General features: G+C 57.4%; 21 protein-coding genes and 1 pseudogene. 12 read left to right on the top strand and 10 right to left on the bottom strand.

Annotation, left to right across the window (positions count from 1 at the left end):
* Positions 1-3867: an SNF2-related protein gene (locus tag KZJ38_RS01090; RefSeq protein ID WP_219798401.1), complete on the top strand. Its 3867-nt coding sequence runs from the start codon at positions 1-3 to the stop codon at positions 3865-3867.
* A 74-nt stretch (positions 3868-3941) separates the two neighbouring features.
* Here the strand turns inward: KZJ38_RS01090 and KZJ38_RS01085 are convergent, their stop codons facing one another.
* The 6 genes from KZJ38_RS01085 to KZJ38_RS01060 all read right to left on the bottom strand — a co-directional run bounded on the left by KZJ38_RS01085 (position 3942) and on the right by KZJ38_RS01060 (position 14042).
* The gene (locus KZJ38_RS01085) at positions 3942-4970 is read right to left on the bottom strand and encodes a hypothetical protein (RefSeq protein ID WP_219798400.1); all 1029 of its coding nucleotides are present in this window, start codon (positions 4968-4970) and stop codon (positions 3942-3944) included.
* A 75-nt stretch (positions 4971-5045) separates the two neighbouring features.
* Positions 5046-8255 (bottom strand): helicase-related protein, encoded by a 3210-nt coding sequence (locus KZJ38_RS01080; protein ID WP_219798399.1) that lies wholly within the window; start codon positions 8253-8255, stop codon positions 5046-5048.
* Positions 8252-10066 carry a phospholipase D family protein gene (locus KZJ38_RS01075; RefSeq protein WP_219798398.1) on the bottom strand — a complete coding sequence of 605 codons (1815 nt, stop codon included), beginning with the start codon at positions 10064-10066 and terminating at the stop codon, positions 8252-8254. The genes KZJ38_RS01080 and KZJ38_RS01075 overlap by 4 nt, the downstream gene beginning before the upstream one ends.
* Positions 10063-11292 (bottom strand): DUF6361 family protein, encoded by a 1230-nt coding sequence (locus KZJ38_RS01070; protein WP_219798397.1) that lies wholly within the window; start codon positions 11290-11292, stop codon positions 10063-10065. Before KZJ38_RS01070 ends, KZJ38_RS01075 begins: the two co-directional genes overlap by 4 nt.
* Positions 11293-11451: 159 nt before the next feature.
* Entirely contained in the window at positions 11452-12507 is a 1056-nt protein-coding gene (locus KZJ38_RS01065; protein ID WP_219798396.1) for a helix-turn-helix transcriptional regulator, read from the bottom strand.
* A gap of 173 nt (positions 12508-12680) precedes the next feature.
* A complete protein-coding gene (locus KZJ38_RS01060) occupies positions 12681-14042 on the bottom strand; it encodes an AAA family ATPase (protein ID WP_246641821.1) in 1362 nt (453 codons plus the stop codon).
* A gap of 141 nt (positions 14043-14183) precedes the next feature.
* Here KZJ38_RS01060 and KZJ38_RS36320 point away from each other — a divergent pair, with 141 nt between their 5' ends.
* The 7 genes from KZJ38_RS36320 (at position 14184) to KZJ38_RS01030 (ending at position 20660) form a co-directional block, all read left to right on the top strand.
* Positions 14184-14798 carry a hypothetical protein gene (locus tag KZJ38_RS36320; RefSeq protein WP_246641825.1) on the top strand — a complete coding sequence of 205 codons (615 nt, stop codon included), beginning with the start codon at positions 14184-14186 and terminating at the stop codon, positions 14796-14798.
* 123 nt (positions 14799-14921) lie between these two features.
* Positions 14922-15683, top strand: a complete 762-nt coding sequence (locus tag KZJ38_RS01055; RefSeq protein ID WP_219798395.1) for an SIR2 family NAD-dependent protein deacylase — start codon at positions 14922-14924, stop codon at positions 15681-15683.
* A gap of 443 nt (positions 15684-16126) precedes the next feature.
* Positions 16127-16606, top strand: coding sequence for a hypothetical protein (locus tag KZJ38_RS01050; protein ID WP_219798394.1), 480 nt, complete (start codon positions 16127-16129; stop codon positions 16604-16606).
* A gap of 2 nt (positions 16607-16608) precedes the next feature.
* Entirely contained in the window at positions 16609-18327 is a 1719-nt protein-coding gene (locus tag KZJ38_RS01045; RefSeq protein WP_219798393.1) for a hypothetical protein, read from the top strand.
* A gap of 12 nt (positions 18328-18339) precedes the next feature.
* Entirely contained in the window at positions 18340-18525 is a 186-nt protein-coding gene (locus KZJ38_RS01040) for a hypothetical protein (protein WP_219798392.1), read from the top strand.
* Positions 18526-18529: 4 nt separating this feature from the next.
* Positions 18530-19099, top strand: a complete 570-nt coding sequence (locus KZJ38_RS01035) for a hypothetical protein (RefSeq protein ID WP_219798391.1) — start codon at positions 18530-18532, stop codon at positions 19097-19099.
* Positions 19100-19103: 4 nt separating this feature from the next.
* Positions 19104-20660, top strand: coding sequence for an AAA family ATPase (locus KZJ38_RS01030; protein WP_219798390.1), 1557 nt, complete (start codon positions 19104-19106; stop codon positions 20658-20660).
* Positions 20661-20700: 40 nt separating this feature from the next.
* Here KZJ38_RS01030 and KZJ38_RS01025 read toward each other — a convergent pair.
* Positions 20701-20811, bottom strand: a pseudogene (locus KZJ38_RS01025) (recombinase family protein); the annotation flags it as partial.
* Between the two features lie 112 nt (positions 20812-20923).
* On the opposite strand from KZJ38_RS01025, the gene KZJ38_RS01020 reads away from it, so the two are divergent.
* Together KZJ38_RS01020 and KZJ38_RS01015 are read left to right on the top strand one after the other, a co-directional pair.
* Positions 20924-21520 (top strand): hypothetical protein, encoded by a 597-nt coding sequence (locus tag KZJ38_RS01020; protein WP_219798389.1) that lies wholly within the window; start codon positions 20924-20926, stop codon positions 21518-21520.
* A gap of 106 nt (positions 21521-21626) precedes the next feature.
* Complete coding sequence (locus tag KZJ38_RS01015) at positions 21627-22067, top strand: zinc-finger-containing protein (protein WP_219798388.1); 441 nt, start codon at positions 21627-21629, stop codon at positions 22065-22067.
* A gap of 33 nt (positions 22068-22100) precedes the next feature.
* Here the strand turns inward: KZJ38_RS01015 and KZJ38_RS01010 are convergent, their stop codons facing one another.
* On the bottom strand, positions 22101-22301 hold the full coding sequence (locus KZJ38_RS01010; RefSeq protein ID WP_219798387.1) for a KTSC domain-containing protein: 201 nt from the start codon (positions 22299-22301) through the stop codon (positions 22101-22103).
* Positions 22302-22670: 369 nt separating this feature from the next.
* Here KZJ38_RS01010 and KZJ38_RS01005 point away from each other — a divergent pair, with 369 nt between their 5' ends.
* Both KZJ38_RS01005 and KZJ38_RS01000 read left to right on the top strand, forming a co-directional pair.
* Complete coding sequence (locus KZJ38_RS01005) at positions 22671-22949, top strand: type II toxin-antitoxin system RelE/ParE family toxin (protein ID WP_219798386.1); 279 nt, start codon at positions 22671-22673, stop codon at positions 22947-22949.
* Between the two features lie 12 nt (positions 22950-22961).
* Positions 22962-23264 carry a HigA family addiction module antitoxin gene (locus KZJ38_RS01000; RefSeq protein WP_219798385.1) on the top strand — a complete coding sequence of 101 codons (303 nt, stop codon included), beginning with the start codon at positions 22962-22964 and terminating at the stop codon, positions 23262-23264.
* 8 nt (positions 23265-23272) lie between these two features.
* Here KZJ38_RS01000 and KZJ38_RS00995 read toward each other — a convergent pair whose 3' ends face one another.
* Both KZJ38_RS00995 and recD read right to left on the bottom strand, forming a co-directional pair.
* Positions 23273-23569 carry a hypothetical protein gene (locus tag KZJ38_RS00995; RefSeq protein WP_219798384.1) on the bottom strand — a complete coding sequence of 99 codons (297 nt, stop codon included), beginning with the start codon at positions 23567-23569 and terminating at the stop codon, positions 23273-23275.
* A 22-nt stretch (positions 23570-23591) separates the two neighbouring features.
* A complete protein-coding gene (gene recD, locus KZJ38_RS00990; protein ID WP_246641597.1) occupies positions 23592-25745 on the bottom strand; it encodes an exodeoxyribonuclease V subunit alpha in 2154 nt (717 codons plus the stop codon).
* Positions 25746-25904: the final 159 nt, after the last annotated feature.

The following is a 25904-nucleotide window of genomic DNA, read 5'->3' as shown; positions in this document are numbered from 1 at the left end:
ATGGCATTTTTCAACCTGTTCAAACGCGGCGCGTCGAATAATGTCGCGCACCCGAGCTTTCAGCCGGAGTGGACCGAGCGCGGCATCGTGTTCAAACTGGCCTTCCCGTTGCCGGCCCGGACAGTCGACGAGCTTCGCACAAGGGTGTATGCCGTTGAGCGGCACGAGTTTGTCCTTGCTCACTACCTCCTTCAGCTGGCTCAGGAAGGCGCCGCGTCGGTTAACGTCGATTGCCTTCTCTTGCCTTGGTCAGAGTTTTTCAAGCTGAGGGAGATGCCTGAACATCACTCGTCGCTTGCGAGCTTCGTTGTGCCACCTGAACGACCGTTCCAGCCTGTCCTAAATCATCAAGCCACGTTATCGGATTTATCCTTCGACCTGTCCGTCGAAAGCTGGGAGCTGGACGGACGGAGCATTCGTGCGGCTCGACGGATAGGCGCAGTGCTGATTGCCGACAATGAGGAGGCCCTGCTCCCGGCGGCAACCTGGAAAGCGGTCGAGGCCATCGAACAGTTTCAGCGTCGCTCTGCCGAGCAGCGCACCCAGCATTTCAATGAACTGGGTTGGGGCAAGATTCGCTCCCAAATGGATGTTGCGGGCGCTCTGTACAAATCCCAATACCTGGCGACGACCCACGTCTTGACACCAGACAGGCTTCGCCTTCCTCAAGCGAGGGAAGACACCCCATTCGGCCGTGTTCACACGGTCATACCCACGTTTGATCGTGCGCCCGACGGATGGCTACGTGCCTTTGACCAGTTTGAAACCGTTCAGCCACACTATGACCTTGTAAGTAGCGATGGCGGCCGGGTCCGAATCGTGTTGTCCGAACCCGTTCGCAAGGTTCTCCAAGTCATCAAGCGCGACATGCCAGGACGTCGTGTTGCTGGCGCACGAGCTGAGAAGTTTCTCCACAACCCGTGGGCTTTCCTCGGCGACAGAGCTATGGACGTGCTCGACGAAGACGACTTCTTACTGGATAGGGCCTCCGCTGGTCCGCTTACTACCATCTTCTCGGTCGGGACTCGGGTGACTGATGGTCGCATCGACACCGTAGGACTTGTTGTGACGGAACACTACGCTGATGGTACGGCACGAACGTTTGATTGCAGATTTGAAGATACGGCGTTACTCGCGGAATTTGTGACTGCCCTGGAGAGTGCCCTCCGCGAGGAGCGGGAGCTGTTTCCGTGGAACGAGTTCGACCTTACCGTCGATGCTGAATCTACCTCCCAACTTGAGACCGCCCGACAAGCTTTGTTTTTGTGGCGGAGCCAAGCCGCAGCGCGTATTGATTTTACGGATGTCTACACGTTGGCTGGGTACAGCGAGCGGATTCACGGAATCGGTGTAGCCAAGCCCATGTATGTACCGGTCATGCAGAGCGCTTCTTCCGACGCGGATGATGATGGCGGCTGGGTACCCCACGAGCTCACTCCAATGGTCTCAGTCACACTGTCCGGACACGATGGTCAAGTGTTCATTCCGCTCACTCCCGAATGGGTTCGAAACTTCGAGCAGTCGGTTCAGCAGGCAGAAAGGGATGGCATGGACGAGGTGCGAGACCGTGAACTGCCAACGGCCATAGATACTGTCCAGGCACGGCAGCTCGCCGACGCTTTCGGTTCGATGATTGCCGCCAGTGAAAAGGTTAAGGCGGAAACGGCTGGCAAAGAGTCAAAGTCAAGCAGGGGGAGGGAAAGCCTACTCGTCAAGACCAACTTCAACGAGATTGACTATCAGGAGGCGAGAAGGGCTGTCCTGACGCCTCCTGACGATGCGAAGGCAATCTTGCCGGCGTCCCTGCGACCATCCGTTTCGCTGAAGCTGCATCAGCGACAGGGCATTGCCTGGTTTCAGCATCTCGTCGCGCTTAGCCCCTCGGACTGTCGAGGAGCGCTGCTCGCAGACGACATGGGCCTTGGCAAGACTCTTCAGTTGCTCGCGGTGCTTGGCTGGTTCTATGAACAGAATCCTGCCGGGAAGCCGTCACTGGTTGTCGCGCCGAAAAGCTTGCTAGAAAATTGGTCTCAGGAAATTGAGCGATTCTTCACGCCCGCTTATCCCGCCCACCTTGTGTTACATGGCGACGAGCTGCGAGAGAAAAAACAGCCAATAGACCTCATCGACGAGCAACTGCAGACCCGCGGTATTACCGACCTGCTCAAACCAGACTGGCTCGGGAACTACAAAGTCATTGTTACGACCTACGAGGTATTAACGGGTTATGAATTTTCGTTTGCCCGCCAGGAATTTGCGTTTGTCATCTGCGATGAAGCGCAACGCATCAAGACGCCTGGTACGCGAGTTACACTTGCCGCGAAAAAACTGAAAGCGGATTTCCGTATTTCCTGCACGGGTACGCCGGTGGAAAATTCCCTGGTTGACCTGTGGTGCCTCTTTGACTTTGTGCAACCCGGTCTGCTGGGTGCGCTAGAGAATTTTGGCCGGACCTACCGCCGGCCGATTGAGTGCAACACCGAGGAGCATCATGACAGCCTGAACCGGCTCAAGTTGCTTATCGCTCCGCAAACCTTGCGTCGAACCAAGGAAGACATTGCGGACGAACTTAAGAAGAAGTACTTCGTCCTTCAAGGACTGACGGAAGCAGTGGCTTCGCTCAGCATCAATCCACCGGACGGTGAGCGCTTGGAGGTTGCGATTTCGGGCTACCAGCTGGTTTTGTACAAGGGCGGTCTCAAAAAGCTTCTGGACGCCGCAGCGGAGCAGGATGCCCGGCAGCGCGCGAGACTTTCGTTCGGCGCCCTGCATCTGATGAAGGCTGTTTGCGCTGAGCCCTATTGTCTACCGGGAAGCCGGTTTGCCCCGGACAAGCGCGGTCTTGATGCGCATCTTGAGAATTCGCCGAAGATGCGGTGGCTGCTAGAACAACTTCGGCAAGTTAAGTGCCGCTCGGAGAAAGCTATCATCTTCACCGAATTGCGCGAAGTACAGGCGGCGCTTGCCTATTTCATCCATCAGCGCTTTGGCCTTAAACCGTCAGTGGTGAACGGCGATACGCAGGGCCGCCAAGCCTTCATTGACCGTTTCTCTGGTATTGATGGATTCAACGTCATTATTCTCTCAACCTTAGCCGCTGGTGCCGGCCTTAATGTGACGGCGGCGAATCATGTTTTCCACTACACCCGCGCGTGGAACGCAGCAAAGGAAAACCAAGCCACGGACCGGGCGTACCGCATCGGTCAAGAAAGGGACGTGTTTGTCTACTGCCCAACTGTCGTTGCGGACTTTCCGACGTTTGAGGTACGCCTTGACGAAATGCTGAAGCGCAAGGGAAAACTCGCGGGAACCACCATGAACAGTTCGTCGATGGAAGCCATGCTGAACGGCAACGTCGAAGATGTACGCATGTCGGAACTGTTGGGAGACTTGCCTGCATCCGCCTCAACTCAGCCTAGGTATCTCACGCTCGAGGACATCGACCGTCTCGACGGTGGCAGCTTTGAGTACTTCTGCAGACTGTTGTGGGAGAAGCGTGGATATGTCGCGTCAGTGACGGCTAAGAGGGGCGGTGACGGTGGCATTGATGTGATTGCGCTGCGGGGAAAGGACGGTGAGTTACTCCAGTGCAAGTCATCCGCGAACGTTGAGGTTGGTTGGGACGCGGTGAAGGAAGTGGCAGCCGGCGCTGCGCGGTACCAGAACACTTACTCTGGAACGCGCTTCAGACGCGTGTGCGTAACGAACCGGCGCTTCAATACTGGCGCGCACTCCCAGGCCGAGGCCAATCGTGTCCAATTGATTGAGCGCGACCAGCTGGAACATTTGCTCTTGCAATATCCTTTAACTGTGGACGAACTCGATGACGAGTTGCTGAGGGGATTGCCTCTCTCGAGTGCGGCCTAATCACTCTAGGCTGCCATAAATTTTGTCAGTAAGGCATCACATGAGGGAAGTGAAGTCCTTAACTTCGCAATTAATCAAACGTTTTTTGCTGACAACGGAGCGGCAAACTGAGTTTTGACGATATAGACGCTTTCTTCCTCTTTCTCACTCGCAATTCCACCTCCGGCATTTGCCTTATAGAGCTTTGCTGCGACTGCTGAAGTCAGGTTTCGGTCCGACGAGAAGATGGACGTTTCTCGGACTTCCAGTTCGGCTTGCGTGCAGCCACCAATTTCCCTCGCAACGATCAATGCATCCCACGACGGTTCGAATGCCGCCCATGCGAAAAGCGACCTGTCGAGCGTTTCTCCTGATCGCCAACCCTTGCCCACCAGTTCGAACACACGGGTATCGGCATCATCCATTGCTGTCTTGGACGCTTGTGTAGCCGCGATATCTGCACTGGCGATGGGAGCCGACCCCGACACGTTTACCTCAAACTTTGACGACTTCGTCACCCGCCGTCTCTTTGCTATGGATATGCTCGTCGCACCTAGATGCACCAACAGCCTGAGAAGTTCTGCTTCTCGTTCTTCAAGAAGCAGTTTGTCATACTGTTCTGCCGGTATGAACACGCGCTCCTTGTTTGCGCTCTTAACTTTGGCAAGAGGGTGGCGCTGATAGACCTTCCCAATCTGAGGATGTCCCGGGGGAAACATCAGATCATCTTGCTCAGTCATTTGCAAAGAGTACGCATGCTCGCGCATAAAGGCCTGAACATCCTCATCCCCCACCTTTTCAAGCTGACTTTCGATTTCTTTTGGTAGCTCTTCTTTGTTTTTGGTGAAGAGCTGCATAATTGCCGGGCTATATGTGGCTACGGCGACAAGTAGTGAAACTGGTAAACCGACCGGGGCTACAGTTGTTAGTGCTGCACGTGCCGCGAGTGCAGCCGTCGAACTTAGTGCTATATCGCTTGGTGCCGGCCTGATGTGGGGCTGTGTATCAACGGTGGGAGTAACTCCCGGAATCGTAAAATTCGGATACGTTTCAGCAGCGTTGGATGATTGCGGAACCTCTTCGGGCTTCACTATGTAGATCAAGTTTGGCAGTTGCTTGCTCATATATACACCGAATACGTAGCTGGGAGCCTATGGCTACCGCGAGTTTGATGTCGTGGGGATAAATTTGAACGGTGCTCAGTTCCTTGGAGTACCTGGAGTAGAGTCTGGTCGCAGTGAAATCCTCCAGCGCGCTACTTCGCGCTTTGCATCGTTCTCGCTCATGGTTTGCTCGAGACACGCAAGCAAGTCTTCCTGGCGCGGTTGAGCGAAGACCAAGCGATAGAGCGCAAGACTTCGCTTGAGGCGACGATAGCGTGCTTCGTCGCAGCTGAGTGGGAGCGCCATCACCGTACGCTCGATGCGCGCACCTCCCTCGGTTTCGTAAATCCAGTACGGGATCAGATCGTTTGAGTCTGCAGGGCGGTTTTCGACGGCCAGGTTGAAAAGACCATTCCAGAGATCTAAATTCCCGTGAGACGCGCGCCGCAGGGCCGCCTCTCCATGGCAGCTCGCCACGTTCTTGCGCACCGCGTAGCCTTTGTAGCGGTGAACTCGACCTTCGCGCTGTTCCATGTCGACTGGGTTTGACGGCAGGTTCCAGTGAATGACCGAATGACACCAGCAGTGAAAGTCGAGTCCCTCCTGTCCGATGGACGTCGACGCAAGTACGAATGGCCAGAACGGCGAGTTAAAAGCAGCTTGTACCGACTCCTTTCGCGCGACAGCGCCTTCCTCCTCGTCCTGGGTCCCGAACCGCAATGCGAAATGCGTCCGAATTGCTGTATCAAGAGGGGCCACGCTGACTCTACCGTCTTGCACTACGATTTCGTCGGGGCGCAACGTTGCGCTTCTCAACGACATAGCTTCAAACATGGCTTTGGCAAGCGTTTCGTAGCCCTCTGCGGCAGAACGCTCGCCGAGTCCATGTGAGTCGAATAGGATATGTGCGTATTCGTCCAGCAGGGCCTGCAAGTTGCCGTCCGCGCCATACTGAAGCGCGCTTTGCCAGTACGAGTCTTCGTCCTCTACGGCCTTTAGCATGGCAACCGCGCGCGGAGAGTTGAATTGGCTACGCAGGCCCTCCGCAATGCGCGCTGCCGCGTCTAACATCTCGCTGGGCGTTTCCCCGTGTGGCCAAATCCTGGAGAGTGTCCGTAGCGCACACGTCGCCGGAGCAGCGAGCGCGATGTCCGCGAGGACTTCTATAAGATCGGAAGGCACGCGTCCGAGCTCTTCAATTTTGTTGTCCCACGCGTCGAGCCAAAATCTTACGTGCGCGTCGAATCCGGTCGACGAGTCCGCATCATCGTCGTGACGGGCAAGGCGTGCCTCCGCCCAGCGTTCCGAGCACCATCGGCGGCCCTCGGGGTGTTGGACTGCTTCTATCCGTGCGAGTGCCACCCAATACCAGCGCCTGTCCACGGGCCCATCGGTAACGCGGGAGTTCACGAGTGGTCTGAGAGCCGGCCCGATTAAGTTCATTGCGTGCTCACGCGCCGCTGCGTAAGTCGGGACGGTGATTCCGTCATCATGCAGGTTGAGGGGGTCAACGATTCGCGCGAGAGCTTGTGACGGAAATGCGAGTAAAAGCGCTGACATGCCTGCCGGTCTGCCATCAGGGGAATTTGAGAAGCGCAATTGTTGCCCGAAACGGCGTGGCATCTCGGTGTACTTGAGCTTGCGATCAATGTCACTTACTATGCGGCGCTCCGCCTCAAAGGACAGCAAAGCAGCGAGTGCGTCGGGCACGACATTCCAGGCCGAAAAAACGAGATGCTTGCTGACCGACCCGATCTGCTTGTATTCACCGCCCGCGCCCCAGTATTTCATCGACGGCGGCATCCATAGCAGTTTCCACAGCCCTTCGGTATCGATTCGATCAATCAGTGCACGCAGACGTGCATTACCCGGATCGATTGCTTTGTAGCCGTTGATGTCACGCTTTTCCAGTAATGCGAGGTTCCGCTCGGAAAACGCTGCATGGATGCCCGAGGTCTTGCTGCCAGTTTGTTCACGAACCGCGTCCTTGAACGCGTATTGGCCCATGAAATTGAGCAGATAAGGGCTCGATTTCCAGTATTCGATCGTCTCGCGCTCTTTGAGCTCATCTGCGAGTTCCTCGAGCGCTCTGAAGTCCTTTAAGTCACGTTGACTCAACTGTGGTGTGAGAGGCCGCTCTACGACCATGGAGTCGGCGTGCTGCGTAGCTTCTACACGCTCGGTTCTACACATTACGCGTTTCAGCGCCGATTCGATTCTGTTTTTTACCGGGTCAAGCTTGGCGAGTCCAGCCATATTCTTCGTACCGAGCATTCCCGTGCGTAGCGCGGATATATTTGCCTTTAAAGCCGCGATCGTTTCTCGATCTCCCGGAAACAGAAACCGCAATGTGTGGAGAAAGTCGGCGTAGTGGTCTTCGTCTTCGTCATCTCGCGCAAACATCTTATAGGGCGTCGCGGAGAGCAGCAGTACACGTGCCCGACCTTCGTAATTGAAGAGCTGGTGTGCTAGTTCGGCGGCTGGATTTTCCCCCGCTTCCGGATCGTCAAAGAGTTCGTTAAAGCGCTGAAATTCGTCGAGAATGACAAGCGCTGGCTTAAGAGCGACTAAGCACACGCGGGCGAGTAGTGCACGGAGGTCACCTATTAGCTTCATACAACGCGCCTGATTAATTTCGCTAATCTTCATGCGGCGATCGCTGTACACCACTGCTATTTCACGCAGTTCCGCGAGTAGCGTTGAATTTTCAGCGACCCTCTCGCGGTACTCCTGCTCGATAGCCTTATCATATTTGATGACAATTTGTGCCTCGGTGTCCCAGTAGTCACCAGCGCTGCCCCTCAGTGCATGTCGGAATCCCCGATCGTGAACACCATCTAGTTCACGGAGCATTTGATAGATGAGACGCCGCTCCTCTTTGCGGCCCGTGCGACGGCCGCCGCCTTTCTTCTTGCCGAACGTTGTCCCCGGCGTGAAGCTGATAAGGTTCACCCGACGGCTGTCCAACTTATCAGTGATGAGCGGCAAAAGCGTCAGTCGCGTGGCGTGGGGGATCATCGATTGGCCCGGCAACATGAGGCGCTTGATGTTTTGAGCCGCAATCTCGGCGTTAGAGCACACGTAAACGATGTCAAGACGTTCGCCGGTACGCTCCAGATGGTCGATCGTCTTTGCAATCACGCCCTTGGCGATCATCGTTTTGCCGAGACCCACCTCGTCGGCAACCAGGAAGCGCATGGCAGGATCGTTCTCATCGAACATGCGTGCGAATACATATTCGACGGTCGCGCGCTGGAAGTCCTTCAGCCCCCTGAGAAGCGTGCTTGCCTGGAAATTACGCGTCATTTGCCTTCCTCTTCGGATAGAGCGTGTTCGAATACAGACCAAATCCCAATGAAATCGTCGGTCAATATTGGGTCATCTTCGGTTGTTTCATCGCGAAGCCGCTTCACTAGTTCGTGAACCCGGGTGAGTCGATCGGGCTCGCGCGCAAATGCGCGAGCCAGCATCTCGAATAACGGCGTTTCATTACGTGCAAGAGCACGCTTTTCACCGAGCGCACCTGCGCCATACTCATTACCTTCATCTCCCGACCAATCGCCAAGCAGCAACATCAAATAGCGGATCAGTCCTTCGCGGTTACGAATAGCCGCACGTAGAATTTCGAGGTCTCGGTCCTCGGGCCCTCCGTGCAACGGAAGTTGCATCGCAAATCGCAGGGTTGCAGCGCCGAAGGCAAGGCCAAAGCCGGTGAAGGACGTAACGTGATGAGGCGCGAATATGCCTAGTCGCCCGACGGGATGCGCGACGACATGAGAAGGCTCCCCGCCGATTGACACCGCGCGCTCCTCGTCTTGCGTCACAAGCCACGCATGAGCTTTTACGCCGCAGTAGTCGACAACGTTGAGCCCGTGCAGATCGACTGCCCAACCTTCTTCACATTTGCTGCAGTGAAGCGATAGGTCCGCGCGAGCCAGCGCGTCACGAAGCTTCTCGAGTTCGCGTTCGTCCGCAAGTCTTTCTGGATCTTCGAGATCGGATCGGGAATAGGGAACAAGCAATGGACCCAAGCCCTCATTGCCTACCCAGTCTGCGGGTGTGCCGACCTTGCTCGTGCGGCCGATCAACTCGACCATGAACTCGACGTTTCTGCCTTTGAGGGCCGCGGCGGTCGCATTCGCTGATCCCACGAACAGATGCGTGTACCACGTACGTCTACCAATGTAGACCTTCGCATGCAGGCCACGCTGACGTTGAGAGTCGTCGTCTTCGAGATCGCCCACGACCGCTTGGTCGCTTAGGACGTGGACATTTGAAAAGTCTTCTAGCGAAGAGAGCTTGTCGAGTTCTTCGCTTCGCGACACGAGAAAGAGCGGTTCTTTCGCGCTTGCTGCCAATTCGCTCAAAGTGTCTTGTGTGACAAACGGAGACACGACACCGAGTTCGTCCCAAGGCAGGCCGCCGTCCGCTTCGGGTAGCCACTTCGCTGCTTTTTGTTCGATGCCGAGCGCATGAAATCGGGTCCATTCGTACTGTCCCGGCGGTTCCCATACTGTACGATGCACATCGGTAGAAAGTAGCTGAATCTGCTCGCTTCGTGTTGCACTGATTGCCTTCGTGCTCATTTCGCAGACACGTTCGATGAATCGTACGAGCGACTTGTTTTCGTTGAGCTTTTTTTTGCCTACTTTACCTTCAAGCCAAAGTGAAAGGTCCCATGAGCGGTCGTCGGTGAGGTTGCGCGTGAGTACAAGCATACGCAACATGGCTGCCTCCCCATGGTTGGCGTCGCCAGGCTCGAAGCGCAGCAGCCAGACCTTCGGGTGAAAAACGCCGCCATGTGGGGCTTGCGCTTCGTGAACCATACTTTCGAGGAGGCCGAGTAATGCGTTGGCCTTGCGCGGAATCTGGAGTCGCCCGCGCTGACAAAAGACGGTGAGTCGATCTCCCATACGCCGAAGTGCCTCCAGGACCGGTAACGGGTCGGGCCGATCAGGCGAAACGTCTTCGGTATCGCGACGTGCGAGGTGAAGGGGTAGCGTCAGTAATGTGATGAGGTCGAGGGAGTAGGTGGTCGCTACGCCACAGTCAAAACGATAGCCGTCGGGTGGGGTCAGCGCGTCGGTCAACATGCTACGCTGTTCGGGACTGATCATGCCGCGCTCCATCCTTCGTGCCATTCACGCAAAAAGTTGCTAGCCACGGGCCATCGATAACCCAGTGGTACAAGTCCGGCTCGACCACCCCACTGTGACCGTGCGGCCATATTCGTAAAGCGTGACCGCTTATCCTTGAGCTTGATCTCGCGGGCCTCGATGAGCTTTCGACAAGCTTGCGACTCATCAATCTGAGTATGCTCGCGTAGCGCTCGATCTAGCCATGTCTGCACAAATTCCTGAGTAGCTCCACTGATCGAGTGGCCTTTATCAATCACCCGTTTCCAGAACGCATCTAGATCCCACGCGTCACAGGCGGGCAATTTGTTCGCTGCCCATGCGTTGAGTTGTTCGCGATATTGTTCAGCGAGATCGACGCTATCAACACGGCGGGGTTCGAGCTCGGCAAGGAGCAGGTTGTACAGCAATGCGGCGCCGTGCATCAGTACGTTGAAACGGCGTGCATCGTCAATCAGTGGCTGTATCTCGCGTGGAAAGTCATGCCGGCGCGGATGATTCCAGATGTAATCAACCTCGGTCATCGCACGGCCTTCCGAGAGATCGCGAGCGAGCCAGGTGAGTAACGAATCCGGATGCTGTTTGCACCAGCGGTCGAGAAGGAACTCTGCCTCTTCACGTGTGAGCTTCAGATTCACCCCGAGTGGGAAATCTTCGGGGCACAGTTTGACGAGCTGTGTATCCCATGCGCTGCTAGCTGGATCGCCGTCGTGATCTTCGTTGTCGTCACGCTTGCGCCGCGTGCGCTGCATCGTGTGACGCCTGTCTGCCAAAGAGAAGTACTGTTGCAGCGACACACGCGTTCTGCGCATGTCCCAACTACCCAAGGCAGCCCAATAAACGGAGCTTGGTAGCCGCTTTAGTGCCTTGCCTGCGTCGCGGCCGATTACGCCAGGCTCGTCCGCTGAGGTATTTTCTATAAGTTCTTTCAATAGGCGTATTTCCGCGTTCCGCGCGGCACCCGGAAACGCCGACGAAGCGGTCGACTTGGATTCCAGCTGATTGAAGAGCCAAGGCACAAAAAACACATACCGCAGACGCGTCTGAATCGTTGATGTTCTGGGGAACAACTGATCTGCGATTGAGTCACGGATGCCGCCGATACCCAGTTCGTCGCGAGCCTCGCGCTCATCGAAGAATGAAAGTATATGGAGGCTACGCTGCGCCGCTGCGGCGTCGTGGTCGAGCCAAGAGAGATTAGATGCCATAAGCCTTTTCTTTACGTTTCGACTTTGTCGGATCGATCGTAGACTGCTGAGTCGGGTGTGGAACTCGACGCTCGACGGATGATGCATGGGACGGGTGCCCGCACGTCTTGAAAATTGCGGGAACAAAAAGCCTTGGAGTGGAAGTGGCTTGTCCCCTCATCACTTCCTATACAACTTCGCCAACTGCCAATACGTCTCCGCAAACTCCTCCCTCAGCTTCACGGGCGCGAGCACCTCTACCGCAGTCCCCAGTGAACGAAGCCACCACCTAAGCTTTAGACTGGGTACAACCGTTCCCGATACCTTCATCCGTCCATCTTTCAGTGAGCTGATTTTCTGATCAAGAGAAATAGGCGCATCCCTAAGATGATTCCCTGAGCCATCGATAAAAGCCAACTCGAGCTTAACGGGCGCCTCCGTCATGAAGTCGAACTCACGCCGCGTCTGCACATACTCGCGTAGGTCAAAGTCCTTCGGATATTGAAACGACTTGCCTGAGTCCGTGGCCTTGACGATACGATCCAGTCGATAGAGGCTACGCAATGCTTCATGCTTGCCTTTCGCGGGATCAGGCGCATGCCGCGGATCTTCCCCAATCAAGTACATGACAGCGGCGGATTCCACGAGCCCGAGAGGCCTAAGTGTCTTCGGCACAGGCTCCTCCGTCTGTTCTCCGCGATATGCAGCGCGATATTGCACGATCACTTCACGCTCAAAGAACGTTGCGCTTGCAACGACCTTGAACGTCTCGACATTCACTGGAGGCCGATTCAGCTTGAATGTCCCATCGACCGAATCGATCTTTTCGGACCAGGCGCGGTAGACACGGCTATCGGCCTTCTCTTGTGAAAGCCGAATTTCGGCTGCTTTGAAGAACGGAGCGATGTCCTGCATCACCGCCTCCGGTAGCTTGTTCCCGGCGAACCGTTGAAGGACATGAAATGCAACGGCTTCCGAAGCGCTCATAAGACCACTACCTTCGCGCACGCCATGAAGCCACGGCTTGCGTTGCCAGACAAAGCCACGACCCTCTCCGCGCGAGATGACAAATTTGCTCTTCTGGAGCGCGGTCAGATGCCGCAGCACGAGACGCCGGTAGACGTCGTGTCCTCGTCCCTGCAATCTCTTGAGAGCGTCTGACGTTGACAGCCACGGTTCGCTATCGCGCTCAGTCGGGAGGACGCGCAGGAGGGCTTCATCTAGTGTTGACAGCATGGGGTTCCCAAATTTCTTCCAATCTCAACTTCAACTGCAGTCATATCGGCGCACAACGGTTATCGGCATTTCCATTCATCTTCTAAATGGTTCATGTTATTTATTTCGGCGCTTTAATTTCTTTCGTTTTGTTATATGCGTTTGGCATCGCAAATGCGATTCGCGTTTTGTTTTCACACAAACCCCACCACCCGCTGCCCACCTTCCTTCAACCCACATTCCGCTTCGATCGCCGCAAGGAATTCACCAGTGTTTGCAATCGCACTAAACCGATGCCATCTCACAACCGTCGCAAAGTCCCCCGGCGTAACCCGATCGAGTCTCCCAACCCGAGCCTTGAGATCCACCGACGGCTTCATAAACCCAAGCGCGTCACAATGCCGACAAAACAGCATCCACGCCTGTTCCACCTTCAAATACCCAAACCGGATCTTGGCGTCAAAGCGCCTCAACGCCGCCTGATCCAGTTGCTCCATCACATTCGTAGAAGCCACGAACACACCGGGAAACCGCTCCATCTGCGTCAGCATTTCATTGACAAGACTGACTTCCCAACTCGCGCGCGCGCCTCGCCGGTCCTGAAGAAAACTGTCGACTTCATCAATCAGCAACATCGCGCCGTCCTGCTCGGCTTCGCGAAACGCGGCCGCAATATTCTTCTCGTTATCGCCGACCCACTTCGACATCAGATCCGATGCATGCTTCACATGAAGCGGTACGCCAAGCTGTTCCGCGAGCCAATGACCATACGCAGTCTTGCCTGTCCCTGGCGGCCCATACAGGCACAAGCGTCCGGCGCGATTGCGGATCAACGCAGTAGTGACAGCGACGAGATCGGCATCCACATGAACAAACGCAGGGTCATAGGTTTCAGGCAACCGATCGGTGCTGGCGCTTCGAATCGGCTTATGACCCTGTGCCTCGAGCGTATTGCTGATCAGCAGTTCAAGCGCTGCAGCCGCATCCGGCGCAGCAAGATCCTGACGGATCGCCAGAACAACCGACGCGGCGCGCGCGACAACCGCCGGCGCGAGCACTTCCGAATCGGCGAGCCGGTCCACGGTCCGGGTGTCGATCAAACCCGAGCACGCATTTTCAATAATCGCCACACGCTGCCGCTTCGGCGGTACCGGCAACTTCACGACCATGTCGAACCGCCGGATAAAAGCCGCGTCCAGGCAGTCGATGGAGTTGGACACCCAAAGCGTCGGCACGCTGTTGGTTTCGAGTATGCGGTTGATCCACGCCTTATGCGTTTGCCCCGTGCTCTTGCTTCCGAAAACGCTGCTCGTGTCGTTGAACACGTCTTCGACTTCGTCGAACAGGATCATCGCCTGCTGTTGCCTGAAGAAGCTCTGGGCCGCTCGAAACGCGCGCAGCCGGTGTTCGCCATCAATCGGATCGCCATTTTCGTCTTCGGCTGCGACCTCGAACAGATCGCAGCCGAGCTTGTCGGCCAGCGCTTTCGCGAGCTGGCTCTTGCCCGTGCCAGGTGCGCCGTACAACAGCACATTCACGCCCTTTCGCGCTGACATGTGCGCTTTTCGCAAATAAGGCAGCAGCACGGCAAGCGACGAATCGATGTGCGCGTAATCAGATAGCTTCAGCTCTGCCCGAGCAACGGGTGCAACCGTATCGCGCAACAGGCTGATCGGGTCGGCGTCGGACGATATGACATGATCGGCGAACTTATCCGAGAGCAGATCGAGCTTGCCGCTCAGCATCAGGTGCGATCCACTGTCGAGCGACACGAGACCCGACTTCGCGAGCGCTCCGCGTCCGCTCAACGCCGCACGAACGTCGGGCTCGGCGATATCGAGCAACAGGGACAGCACATGGAAGACGCGTGCCGACGACAACTGTCCAAGCCACTCGGCCGTATCGGTGAGCAACCTCTCGTTGTTCAGCATCACAACGAATTCGAGGATCCGGCATTCCACTTCGGAAAGACCGACGAGCTCGGCAAGGCGCGCGATATTGTTGTCGAGGCACTCGGAGATTCGTTCTCCGCGGCACTCCGCCTCCGCCTGTTGATGGAGTGCTCGCAACCGGGTCCGGACTGCCTTTGCGTCGAATTCTTCGTCTTTCGGGTCGATCCACTTCCCGAGTCCGAGCGCTTCGGCCAACGTATCATTGGAGAATCCATCAGGCCGAATCAGATCGCGGTGCACGCCAAGTGGGACAAGCAGGCGCAACACCCACAAGCGCACAGTCGGTGCAACGTCCAGCGAGCTGCCGGCATAGCGGGGACGGCGGTGACGGAAATACATCGGGTTCTCCTTTGGCGTTGACGAGATTCTCCGTTTCGATCGGGACAGAAAGTGTCCTGGACGCGCGCTAAAGTCGACGCATCGTCAATTGCTGTGATCTGTCCGCTGCGCGCGGCTGCTTGCATGGAGTCTGAGAGCACTGTCATGTCCATCGCCATTCCCTCTGAACTGATCACCGCGCTGCGCGGTGCAAAGCATGTTGTCTTCCTGACTGGCGCCGGCGTCTCTGCCGAGAGCGGAATTGCTACGTTTCGCGATGCGATGACGGGCTTGTGGGAGCGCTATAGCGCGGAGCAACTGGCGAATGCCGACGCCTTCAGGCGTGATCGCGAGCTTGTCTGGGGCTGGTATGAATGGCGACGTATGCAGGTGATGAAGGCCGAGCCGAACGCGGCGCATCGGGCGATCGCCGCTATCGCTTCTAAAGTGCCGCGCGTCGATGTGGTTACGCAGAACGTCGACGACCTGCACGAACGCGCGGGTAGCGACAAGGTGCTGCATCTTCACGGACGACTGAACCGGCCGTTTTGCTTCGCGTGCGGACACCCGCACACACTATCGGCCGGAATCCCTAACGAGCCCGAAGGCGGCCGGCGCCTCGCGCCGCCACAATGCGAGCGATGCGGCGGGTATGTACGTCCCGGTGTGGTCTGGTTTGGCGAGATGTTGCCGAAGTCTCAATGGGATGCGGCGGTTGAGGCTTGCGAGGCATGTGATGTGTTGTTCAGCGTCGGCACGTCGTCGCTCGTGCAGCCTGCTGCTGGGTTGCCGCTTCTAGCCGCGAGGCGCCGGGCGATGGTCGTGCAAGTCAACCCAAACCCGACATCCCTCGACGGCATCGCACAGATCAATCTCGTTGGTGCCGCCGGCGTAATCATGCCAGCGCTCGTTGATGCGACTTGGTAGAGCGGAGCTGAAGCAGATGCCTTATCGCCGGGTTGAAGAAAAACGCAATGACAACAACGACAAGGGAGCGAGAAACGCACCCATCGACAAAGTACAGTTCGGCGATGTGTTGCGCATAAAATTTCTCTGAGCCGAACTGAAAAGGTAGTGGATGTAACTGACTAGTCCGGGAAGACGGACTAATGACCTTCAATAACGTGCGTTGCATTTAAAAACGCTTTGGATCAGGCAAATAACAGAAGTAGAATGTCCACCTGATAAGGCGTTTAATCGATGCCTCTCAATAAAGTTGACTCGACTTACTCGATGTATCGGCCGGTCTCTCATTGGTCCGGTTAGCGGGGAAGGTTTTTGCGTGCGCCTTACGGCGGGGGAATGTCAGTAGCTGGAGCGCGCGAAGCCACAATCAAAAGAACGGCAGTCATAAGACCACAGAGTTTTCTATGGTACGGAAGCTTCTTACGCCGGGAACGACCGCTCCCGCGTTAGCCACGGCATTGTCATCAAGCGGGAAGGTTGCGACGCCGCTATCTCCCGAGCAGCTGATCGCAAGGCTGCGAATGAAGCGCTCGGCGAGCTATATGGATGCCATGCTAAAGCTTGACGCAGGCAGCCATTTACACAATCAGCAAGCTATCGACGCGCTGGTTGCTGCAATCAACGACGAGTTTCCCGACATCTCCATCGACCAGTATCCGGTGGGAATCGTGGCGAAATGCTATCTGGGTCCGCCTTACGAGGTCCACACGCTGGACCGAATGGGCAACATCATCCAGCACTACAAGCATTTCGAGTCGTTACCGCCTTTATTGGCGCGGGGACGCGCATTAGCCGTTCACGCGCAATATGCGTTCGTTGAGGTCTACACAGACAAGGTTATTGCCGTCACAGCGAGCGGCGACACTTCCATTGTTAAAGGATAGAAATGAGCACCAGTGAGCGGATTATCCAGGCGGCAGACCTGACCTTCATCAATAACGCGCTGAAAAGCCTGAATCGCGACATCGAGGCTGTCTCACAACAGGTTGACGGCGTTGGGACCGAGCTTGCCGATACGCGTTCCGAACTGGCACGCCTCGAACAGGCTTTCATGCAGTTTGTTGCCGCGGATTTGCGCGCGAAAGAGTTGGCCCTTGCCGAAACACGGCAAATCAAGGTGCGGCAGGAACTGGAGTCGACCTACGGCTACTACGCCGAAGTGCGCCGCCACACGACGGGGATTCTGCAAGCGGCCGACATCAACGTGGTGCGCTCGGAGACAATCAAGTCGACCACGGAAGAGTTGATGCTGACGGCGCCGCGCTACTGGCTCGCGCCGGCACTCGTCGCGTTGGCCGCTTGGCTGAACGACCACCAGGAACTGGCCAAGCGCGCACTCGCAGAGGCAATTCGCCGTGACGATGAAAAGACCTCGCTCTTCTTTGCTCTTATTAGCCGGCGGGCCGGGCGAGGGAGTGCGTGTCGCACTTGGCTCGACCGCTACTTTGGGATGCAAGACCCGAAGAGCCTCGACCGTCAGACGGTGGTGCTGGTCGATGCCCTGGCCAGTGGCGCGCTGGGGACGGAGGTCCGCCTTCAGTGTACGAAGCGCGTCGAGGCTTGGGTGGAGGAACTCGCGGCAGAGGTGGGGTTCATTGAAACTCAGCGCGAACAGTGGAGCGACGGTCTGCTTAGCAAGCTGCCCACGACTGACCGAGCCAAGGACTACAACCATCTGTCCAGGTTCAGCCCGACCTGGCAGCAACTCAACGATTCGCTGAACGAGGCCGCACTGCATGAAGTCGTGCGAGACCACTTCACCGGAATCTTCGACGGCGCGTTGACGCCAGCGCGGAGCATCGAAGCCGCTGTGGACGATTTGCTCGACTCGCTGGTCACAAATTTCGACGACGAGGAGTTGCCGTTGCGGCGCGAGGACCGCCTCAACCAGTTGATTATCGAGGAGCAGGGCGACCGCTCTGCCGCACAGCGCCGCCAGTCACTCGAAAGCAAAATGCTCGACGAGCGCGTCAGCTTCACGCAGCTTCTGACGAACGCTGCTATGAACCCGCAACTGAGCAAGGCGACGCGGGCGACGCAGCGTTATGCGACGGCACTATCGCGCACGTGGATTAAAGACGCTCACGACGACTTGACGGCTACCTTCCGCTCGCATGTACCGGACGAGGTGGACCTGGAGATTGAGGGATGGGCGGCCAGGACTCGCGATGGTAGTAACGAGACAGAATTGATCGAGAGCCTGGGGGCGTATCTGGACCATGAGCGTGACGCGATTCTGGAAAAACTGAAGCTGGGTGCGAAGCAGTGGGTGGCCTTGATCCTGGGCGTTGGGCTGATATTGGCAGGTATTACCAGCGGATGGGTACTCGCGATCATCGGAGCCGCGTTTGTCGGCTGGTTCTTCATTGAGAAGAAGAAAATCGCGGACGCGCGCAAACGCGTGGAAGTCGAAGCGGCGAAAAAGAAGGAACAGTGTAGTCAAGCGCTCAAGGCTACGCTTGCGGAACTCGTCGAGTGGCGTCGGGACCTGGCACGGCGTGATGCGATCGCGGTAGAAGTGACCACCTTCATCGACTCGATTTCGCCAGACCAGCATATCCTTTCATCGCACGATGGTGTGCGCCGCGTTATGTCCGCAGCCTGAGGAGCACCTCAAATGAGCCGTCAATTTCTCACCGACAACGCCGATTCTTCTACTGTCTCGAGCAACCAAAAAGAGACTATCCGACCCGCTGACAGCGCGGAGCAAACTGCGGAGCGCACCCTAAATGAAGTGTTGGCCGGCGCACTTCCTGAGTGGGATCTGTTACCGGCTGCACCGTTCGTACGCCGTGTGAAGTAAGGTGATGAGTGCACCGCTGAAAGTGCCAACGACTTATGCCGACTGGTCGGAATGCCTGGACTATTTTGAAGCCGGCATTGACGATGATGCCGCGTTGAGCGTGATGGGCTCAGGGACGCTCAGTTGGACTGGCGGGGTCGCGCCACTGTTTGCCAGGCGCGTCAGCGCTGCGCTCGACACAAGAATAAAGCGCATTGCAGACGAGCTGTCTCGTGGGATACGTTTGGGCGCAGACTTCAATGCGTTGGCGCGTGCGATGCTCGATGCACGAAAGAAGCTTGCTCAGCTATATCAGTTGGCAAGTTTGCCAGTCCTCGCGGAGGAATTACGCGGTAGCCTGGAGCAGCAGCTAACACAGTACGCGCAAACCGCGCAGAATTCGCTTGAAGATAGTGCAAGGCATGACCGTAGCGGTCAGCTCGCCAGCACGATTAGACAATGCAGCCTTCTCAATTTCAAGGCACACGCAGCGGCTATACCTCAGCCTACAGATGTAGGCACTTCCAGCGCGGCGCATAGGCCAGACGCTGGCCGCCCGTCGGGACCGGTGCGTCGTCGAAACATTCTGGTTTGAATAAATGAGTGATACAAAAGAGTTCCAGCGAACATTGACCCGCTATCTGAAGGCGCGAGTACCGTTCATCTCGGTTCGCAGCTCTGAACGCGCTCGAGTGCTCGACATCTTTAAGGAAATTGCGTCAGGGTTGAACAATGCGCCGGTGTATGTGCATTCCATCTCGCAAGGGACTCGGGATCTTGTGTCGAACCGCGTTACTAACGAGGACAGGTCAACGGTCGGAGCGCTGGACCATGCGAATCAGCAGATTGCGCAACGTCAGAATCTGACATTTGTTCTGACCGAGGCACCCGACGCGGAGGATGAGTCGCCGTTCTCGCGCCAACTGCTCGACGCGGTGACATTGGCGGCAGATAACGGCGGGGTCATCGTCATCATTACGACGAAGCCCGTTTGGGGGCAGTTGCAGCGGCTAGGGATGTCGCTGACACTGTCTGCGCCTTCCGAGGATGAGATGCTTGAAATCATCCGGGAGCAGATTGGTGCGTACCGCTCAGACTATCGAATTGAGTGGGACGATGCTGACGAACGCGAAGCAGCGGCAATTCTGACAGGCGTATCGCGTATCGAGGCGGACAACATCATTGCGACCCTGCTCGCGAATGGCAGTATCCTCAAAAGCGACCTCGAAGAACTTACGCAGGCTAAGGACCGGATATTTGCGGACATCTCAGGAATCGAGCGAGTTCAGGTCCGGGGTTCAGAGCTCAACGTTGGAGGGTTGGGCGGTCTGAAGGCGTGGCTGGAAAAGGAGCGTCCTCTGCTCACGGCTGATTTGCGAGAGCGCGGAATCCGGCCTCCTCGCGGCGTTCTCCTCGTCGGGGTCCCGGGTTGCGGGAAATCGCTTTCCGCCAAGGCGATTGCGCTGAACTGGAAGATGCCGCTTTATCGCCTCGACCTGTCGACGATACACGGTCAATATCTTGGTCAAAGTGAATCGCGCCTGAAAGATGCATTGAGCACGGCGGACCACGTGGCGCCGTGTGTGCTCTGGATTGATGAGATTGAAAAAGGTCTCGCGGGGGCAACCTCGGGAGCAGGCGACGGGGGCACCTCTACGCGACTGGTGGGGCAGTTCCTGTACTGGCTTCAGGAAGCTCGTTCGCGGGTTTTTGTCGTCGCCACAGCCAACGACGTATCTCGCCTGCCCCCCGAGTTGCTCCGGCGAGGACGCTTCGACGAGCTGTTCTTTGTCGACTTGCCGAGCACTGAGGAGCGCAGAGACATCATTAGCATCTATGTCCAGCGCGGTTTGAAGTACGAGCTCAACGAAAGCCTGATGGGAGAACTCGTTGAGCTTTCCGAAGGATTTGCAGGCTCAGATTTGGAGTCAGCGGTTCGCGAAGTCGTCAAGGAGGCGTTTCTGAGCGGTGATGCTGCAGTCTCTGATGACCTGTTTCGCCGAAGCTTTCAGAATGTGGTTCCACTGTCGAAGACGAGTCCAGAGCAAATCGAGAACATTCGCGCATGGGGGCGTGAACGAGCGGTTCCTGCATCGGGCCAGCCGATCGGTAATCTGGGGCAAACGACGCGTGCTCGTCGAGCAGTTTTAGTCTAAGTCAGCGGTCGCCTCGACCGCTGAAAAACGCCGCGTTTGCTGAGATACCCTGATCAGTGAAGATGCGCTCGCGACCCGCATTCTTTAGTGCAGCGATTTGCAGATCAAGATTCTGGTCATCCATAGAGACTCTTGCGTACCCTATTCGCATTCTTGTTGACGCCACCAAGCCGTAGATCAGATCGATTGTGCCTTGCCGTTGAGACAAAACGGGTCCTTAGTTGCTGTGCCCATTGGACATTGCAAATCTCACGAGCGGTTTAATGCACCGATCGATTGATCGGACAGTGTTTGTCCCAACCGCGATTCAAGATGGAGGCTCGCTAAACAACCAAGCTAGTCACATGACCAAACTTACGGGTAGCTTCTCGCGTGAACACGCATTTGATCTGAACGTTGAGCAGAACAGCCAATCGACTTTGCACGTGGCATTGCGCGCGTGGGGATTCAATGAACGTGAAATGCAGTCGTGGCTCGACGGGCTGCCGTCGTTGGACGGCATGCTGACCTGGACCATCGCACGCGACCGTGTCGCCGAAAGCGCTGCGCTCGTCGTGCATGTAGTCAGACCGTCGCCGCGTGCGCACGATGCGTTTTGCTGGAATTGCGTCGGCGCGAATCACGCGATGGTTTGCGCATTGGAAGGCACACGCCCCGAAATCGTATTATTTGCCGGTGAAGCAACGCAGCTTCCACATCGTCGCGCCGGCTTTTGGTCTGTCGCCGGCGATTTGCCTGCACATACCGCGCTTCATGCGCTCGCATACATGATCGGTGCTTCAGCGGGAAACGATGTTGAGGGTCAATTCGGCATGCGGCGCGATCTGCTCGCGATCATCGCTCAACGTCTCGACGCATGAGCACGCGCCTCAGAGCCTCGGCGTCACCTCGTGCGCCGCACGCTGCGGCCCGCCGCCCGAACTTGCTATCCTGTGACATCTCTTCTCCCGAAGAAGGAAAGACCCAGTGCGAGTCGGCCGCCCCGTCAAAGCTCTCCCCCAACCGCATTGCGACTATTGCGACGCGCGTGCGCAGCTCGCGCAATTCGGCGACGCGGACTACCCGTACCGCGACGACCACGGTGCAGTATGGATTTGCACGTCGTGCGCAGCCTGGATCGGCGTGCGGCCGCGCAGCAAGCATAATGTGCCGCTCGGCCGCCTCGCCGATGCGCCGTTACGAGAAGCAAAAAGCCGCCTGCACGATATGCTTGAACCGCTAGCGGAAGCGAAGTCGCGGCGCGATAAGGTCAGCGTTTTCGAAGCGCGCGCTAAGGCCGTTCGATGGGTTGCACAGGAGCTTGGATTCGATCCGGTGCCGTCGAGTCTCCATGCTTTCACGCTCAGTCAGTGTGAGCAGGCGCTGCGTTATGTGGAAGCGTGGAAGGCGCATCGGGGCGCTGGTTAGTGGCATTGAAGCGTCGCCACTTGCCTCGTCGAGCTAGCAGGGATATTTGTCCCTGATGTGATCGTTGTAGTAAGTGCCCTTCGACGACGCGTCCATTAGCCCTTGATAGATGTGAGCAGGAACCCCGCAAAAATCATAGGCATCTCCTTGTTTAAAGCGAATCCGCATGTGCATCGTACTGGGATCGTAACCAACCGCGCGAATCGCTCTCGATCTCACCAGGATCATCTCCATGCAGTTCTCCTCTTGCCCGCTTTAGAGCGTGAACCAAGCCTGCACAACTGGCGCGAATGCGCGTGCGCATGACGTCCCATTCTATTCCCCACGCTCCATATAAAAAGAGAAAGTAGCGCTGTCAATCGAGAGCCCACGCACAGGCGGTTCATCCATTACTGGCCGTTCGGCCAGCTTACGCATGAGCGACGCTGTCTATATGGTGTCACCCGAGGCCGCACGCACCTCCATCCGTGAACAGAGCGCAGCTGATAGCAAGCCACAACGCAACGCCCGGAATCGGTCCAACGCCGTCAGCCTCCGAATCCACCTCACCATTTCTCACCACCCCGATTGACGTATTACGCAAAACGTAATACGCTACGCAAAATGATCGAATCGTTTCGATGCAAAGATACCGAAGCCCTTTACAAGGGCGAGTCGCCGAAGCGGTTCCGGTCGATTGAGTCCGTTGCCGTGCGCAAGCTTCAGATGCTCGAAGCGGCCCATGAGCTAAAAGACTTGCGCGCACCGCCAGGCAACAGGCTCGAGCCGCTGCACGGAAATCGGACGAATCGGCACAGCATCCGTATCAACGGGCAATGGCGCATCTGTTTCGTCTGGACGAGCGACGGTGCGACTGAGGTCGAAATTATCGACTACCACTGAAAAGGAATTCACATGGTCAAGAACGGAATGCGCGCAGTCCACCCGGGCGAAGTCCTGCGGGAGGAGTTCCTCGTCCCGCTGGAAATGAGCGTGAATGCGCTATCGCTGGCGCTGAGCGTGCCCTCCACGCGGCTGCACGAAATCGTGAACGAGCGGCGTGGCATCACGGCCGATACCGCCTATCGGCTCGCTCGCTATTTCGACACAACGCCCGAATTCTGGCTGAACCTCCAGATCGCCTATGACCTGAAGACGCTGCCGACGCGCGCAGAGATCGACCGCAAGGTGGAGCCGCGCGAATCGGCGGGCGCCTGAATGCCGCCCTATTGCGAAATCGTATTCCCCCGATCGCGCATGCATTGAAGATAGAAAGCGAAATACCGCTGCTGCACGTTCATCTGCGCTTCTTGCGCAGCAAGCTTGCCCGTCGAATCGACGCTCGCGGGCTTCGCCAACTGCTCCCTCGCTTGCTGCTTGCACTGCGCATCGTCCTGCAAATAAACATCGAAGGGTTTGCCGGGGCCCGGCTTCACGGCTATCGCCGGCCCAATGGGCTGCGACCCGCAACCCGCGGCGATTGAAACAACGACAGCGGCAATCGACATCCGAAGCAGGAACATGGTGTCTCCGCTTTAGTCGGCTTCAAGCTCCGCCACCAAACCCCGCCAACAATCCACTCGCCCGCTGCACCTTGGCCGTCACCGCTTCCTCAAGCACGGCCTTCCCTTCAGGCACCGCTAGCGTCAAGTAAGCACGAGCTCGCGTCACTCCTGTATAAACCAGCTCCCGCGTCAAAATCGGACTAAATCGATCCGGCAACACCAGTGCCGCATGCACAAACTCCGACCCTTGCGACTTGTGCACGGTCAACGCAAACACAGTCTCCACAGCCTGCAAACGACTCGGCAACACCCACTTGATTTCACCCGACCCATCCGCGGCCGGAAACGCGACGCGCATCGCGCCGCGTCCATCGGCGCTGCCCGGATAAGAAAGCGTGATGCCGATATCGCCATTCATCAGCCCGAGCTCGTAGTCGTTGCGCGTGACAAGCACCGGCCGCCCCGCATACCACTCGCCGCGCGCGTCGATCAGACCTTCTTCGTGCAGCAACCGTGCAATACGCTTATTGAGCCCATCGACACCCCATGGCCCGCGCCGCACTGCGCACAACAACTGGAACGCATCGTGAGCCTCGAGCACTTCAGCGGCCCATCTGTCCAATGCTGCAGGATCGGCATCCCGAGCGGGCTGCCCCTTATGCATCGTCTCGAGATAGTGCCGATAACCATGTCGAAGCACCGACGCAGACGCAGTCGCTGACGCTGAAGCACCCGCGACGTCACCCCCACCTACATCCCCATCGACCACCAGCGCCTTAAACAGCGCATCATGTCCCGCCGAGCAAGTCAGCATCGCAAGGTCGGCACGGTCTTCATCGAGCACGCGCTCAACCCCCGCCGCATCCCCGTCATTCACGCGCAGCGCCAGCTCCCCAATCCCGCTCGCCGACGAGAACCGATGACTTTCGCGCAGCATCGCAATCGCCTGATCGAGCGCGGTCCCGTTCTCATCGATCATCGCGTCGTCGACATGCTCACCCGTCGCCGATTGCAACCACTCGCGCGTCTGCGGCGTGTAGTGCCCGCGAGCCGCGCGTTCGCACAACTCGCCGAGCACGGCGCCCGCCTCGACGGACGCCAACTGATCCTTATCGCCGAGCAGAACGAGCCGCGCCGTCGACGGCAACGCATCGAGTACCGCGGCCATCATCTCCAGATCGACCATCGACGCTTCGTCGATTACGAGCACGTCGACGGGCAGCGGATTGCTCGCGTCGTGTCGAAAGCGACGGCTGTCGGGGCGTGTGCCAAGCACGCGATGCAGTGTGGTCACGATCTTCGGAATGGCGTCTAACACTTGCACGCCATTCGCAAGGCGGTCGATGGGCAAATTCGCCACCGCGCCCGCGATCGATTCGTTAAGCCGTGCAGCGGCCTTTCCGGTCGGCGCGGCAAGCTTGATCCTCAGCGGCCGGACGCGGCGTCCAGTAGTACCAGAAGCGTCGGAAGTGGCAGCCACGCCAACAGTACCAACGCTACCAGCTCCACGAGCAGCGCTGTCGCTCAACGCAATCGCCTGCAGCAAAGCCAGCAACTTAACGACAGTCGTCGTCTTCCCCGTCCCAGGCCCACCGGTCACGATGCTGAACGCACTACGCGCAGCCAGCGCACAAGCGAGCTTCTGCCAGTCGGCTGCCTGCTGTCCCGCCACGCCGCGGTTGGAAGGCGGAAACAGCACATCAAGCGTAGCGCGCACCGCATCGATATCGAGCGCTTCCGCGCGCTCGAGCGACGCATGCAATCGCCGCTCGATCCCCGCACAAACATCCTGCTCGTATTGCCAATACCGCCGCAGATAAAGCCGCGTACCGATTAAAACCAGCGGCGTATTCCCCGCACCCGAATTCACAAGCGCGGCATCATCGAGCGCTTCGAGCCACTGCTCGAGCGTCACGCCCTTAAGCAGATCAGTAGGCGCATGCGTCGGCGCATCGACCATGCGATCAATCGCATCGTCAGGCGGCAGCGACAGCACAAAGGTTGGATCGTCGAGCGCCGCCTGCAATTCGAGGCACGCGTGACCGCGTCCGAGCTGATGGCTCGCGAGCGCCGCAGCAAGAATCAGCAGCGGCGCAACACCCGACGACGCCTCACGAGAAAGAAATCGCGCAAATGCCGCATCGAGCGGGCGCAGCCAACCGCGCTCGACCCATTCGTCGAGCACGTCAAGCATCGAGTCAGCATTGGAAATCGCTGCGGCGGCAGACACATGCGCAACCGCAGAAACCGCAGTAACCGGAGAAGCTGCAGTACCGACAACAACCGCATCATCCTCGCGAGACGTCCGCGTCTCCGTCTGCTCAGGCGCCGCCGGCAAATCCGCAAACAGATC

The sequence above is a fragment of the Paraburkholderia edwinii genome (genome assembly GCF_019428685.1).
Classification (GTDB): Bacteria; Pseudomonadota; Gammaproteobacteria; order Burkholderiales; family Burkholderiaceae; genus Paraburkholderia; species Paraburkholderia edwinii.
Note: the sequence above shows the minus strand (reverse complement) of the source record. Positions and strands in the feature narration are given on the sequence as shown.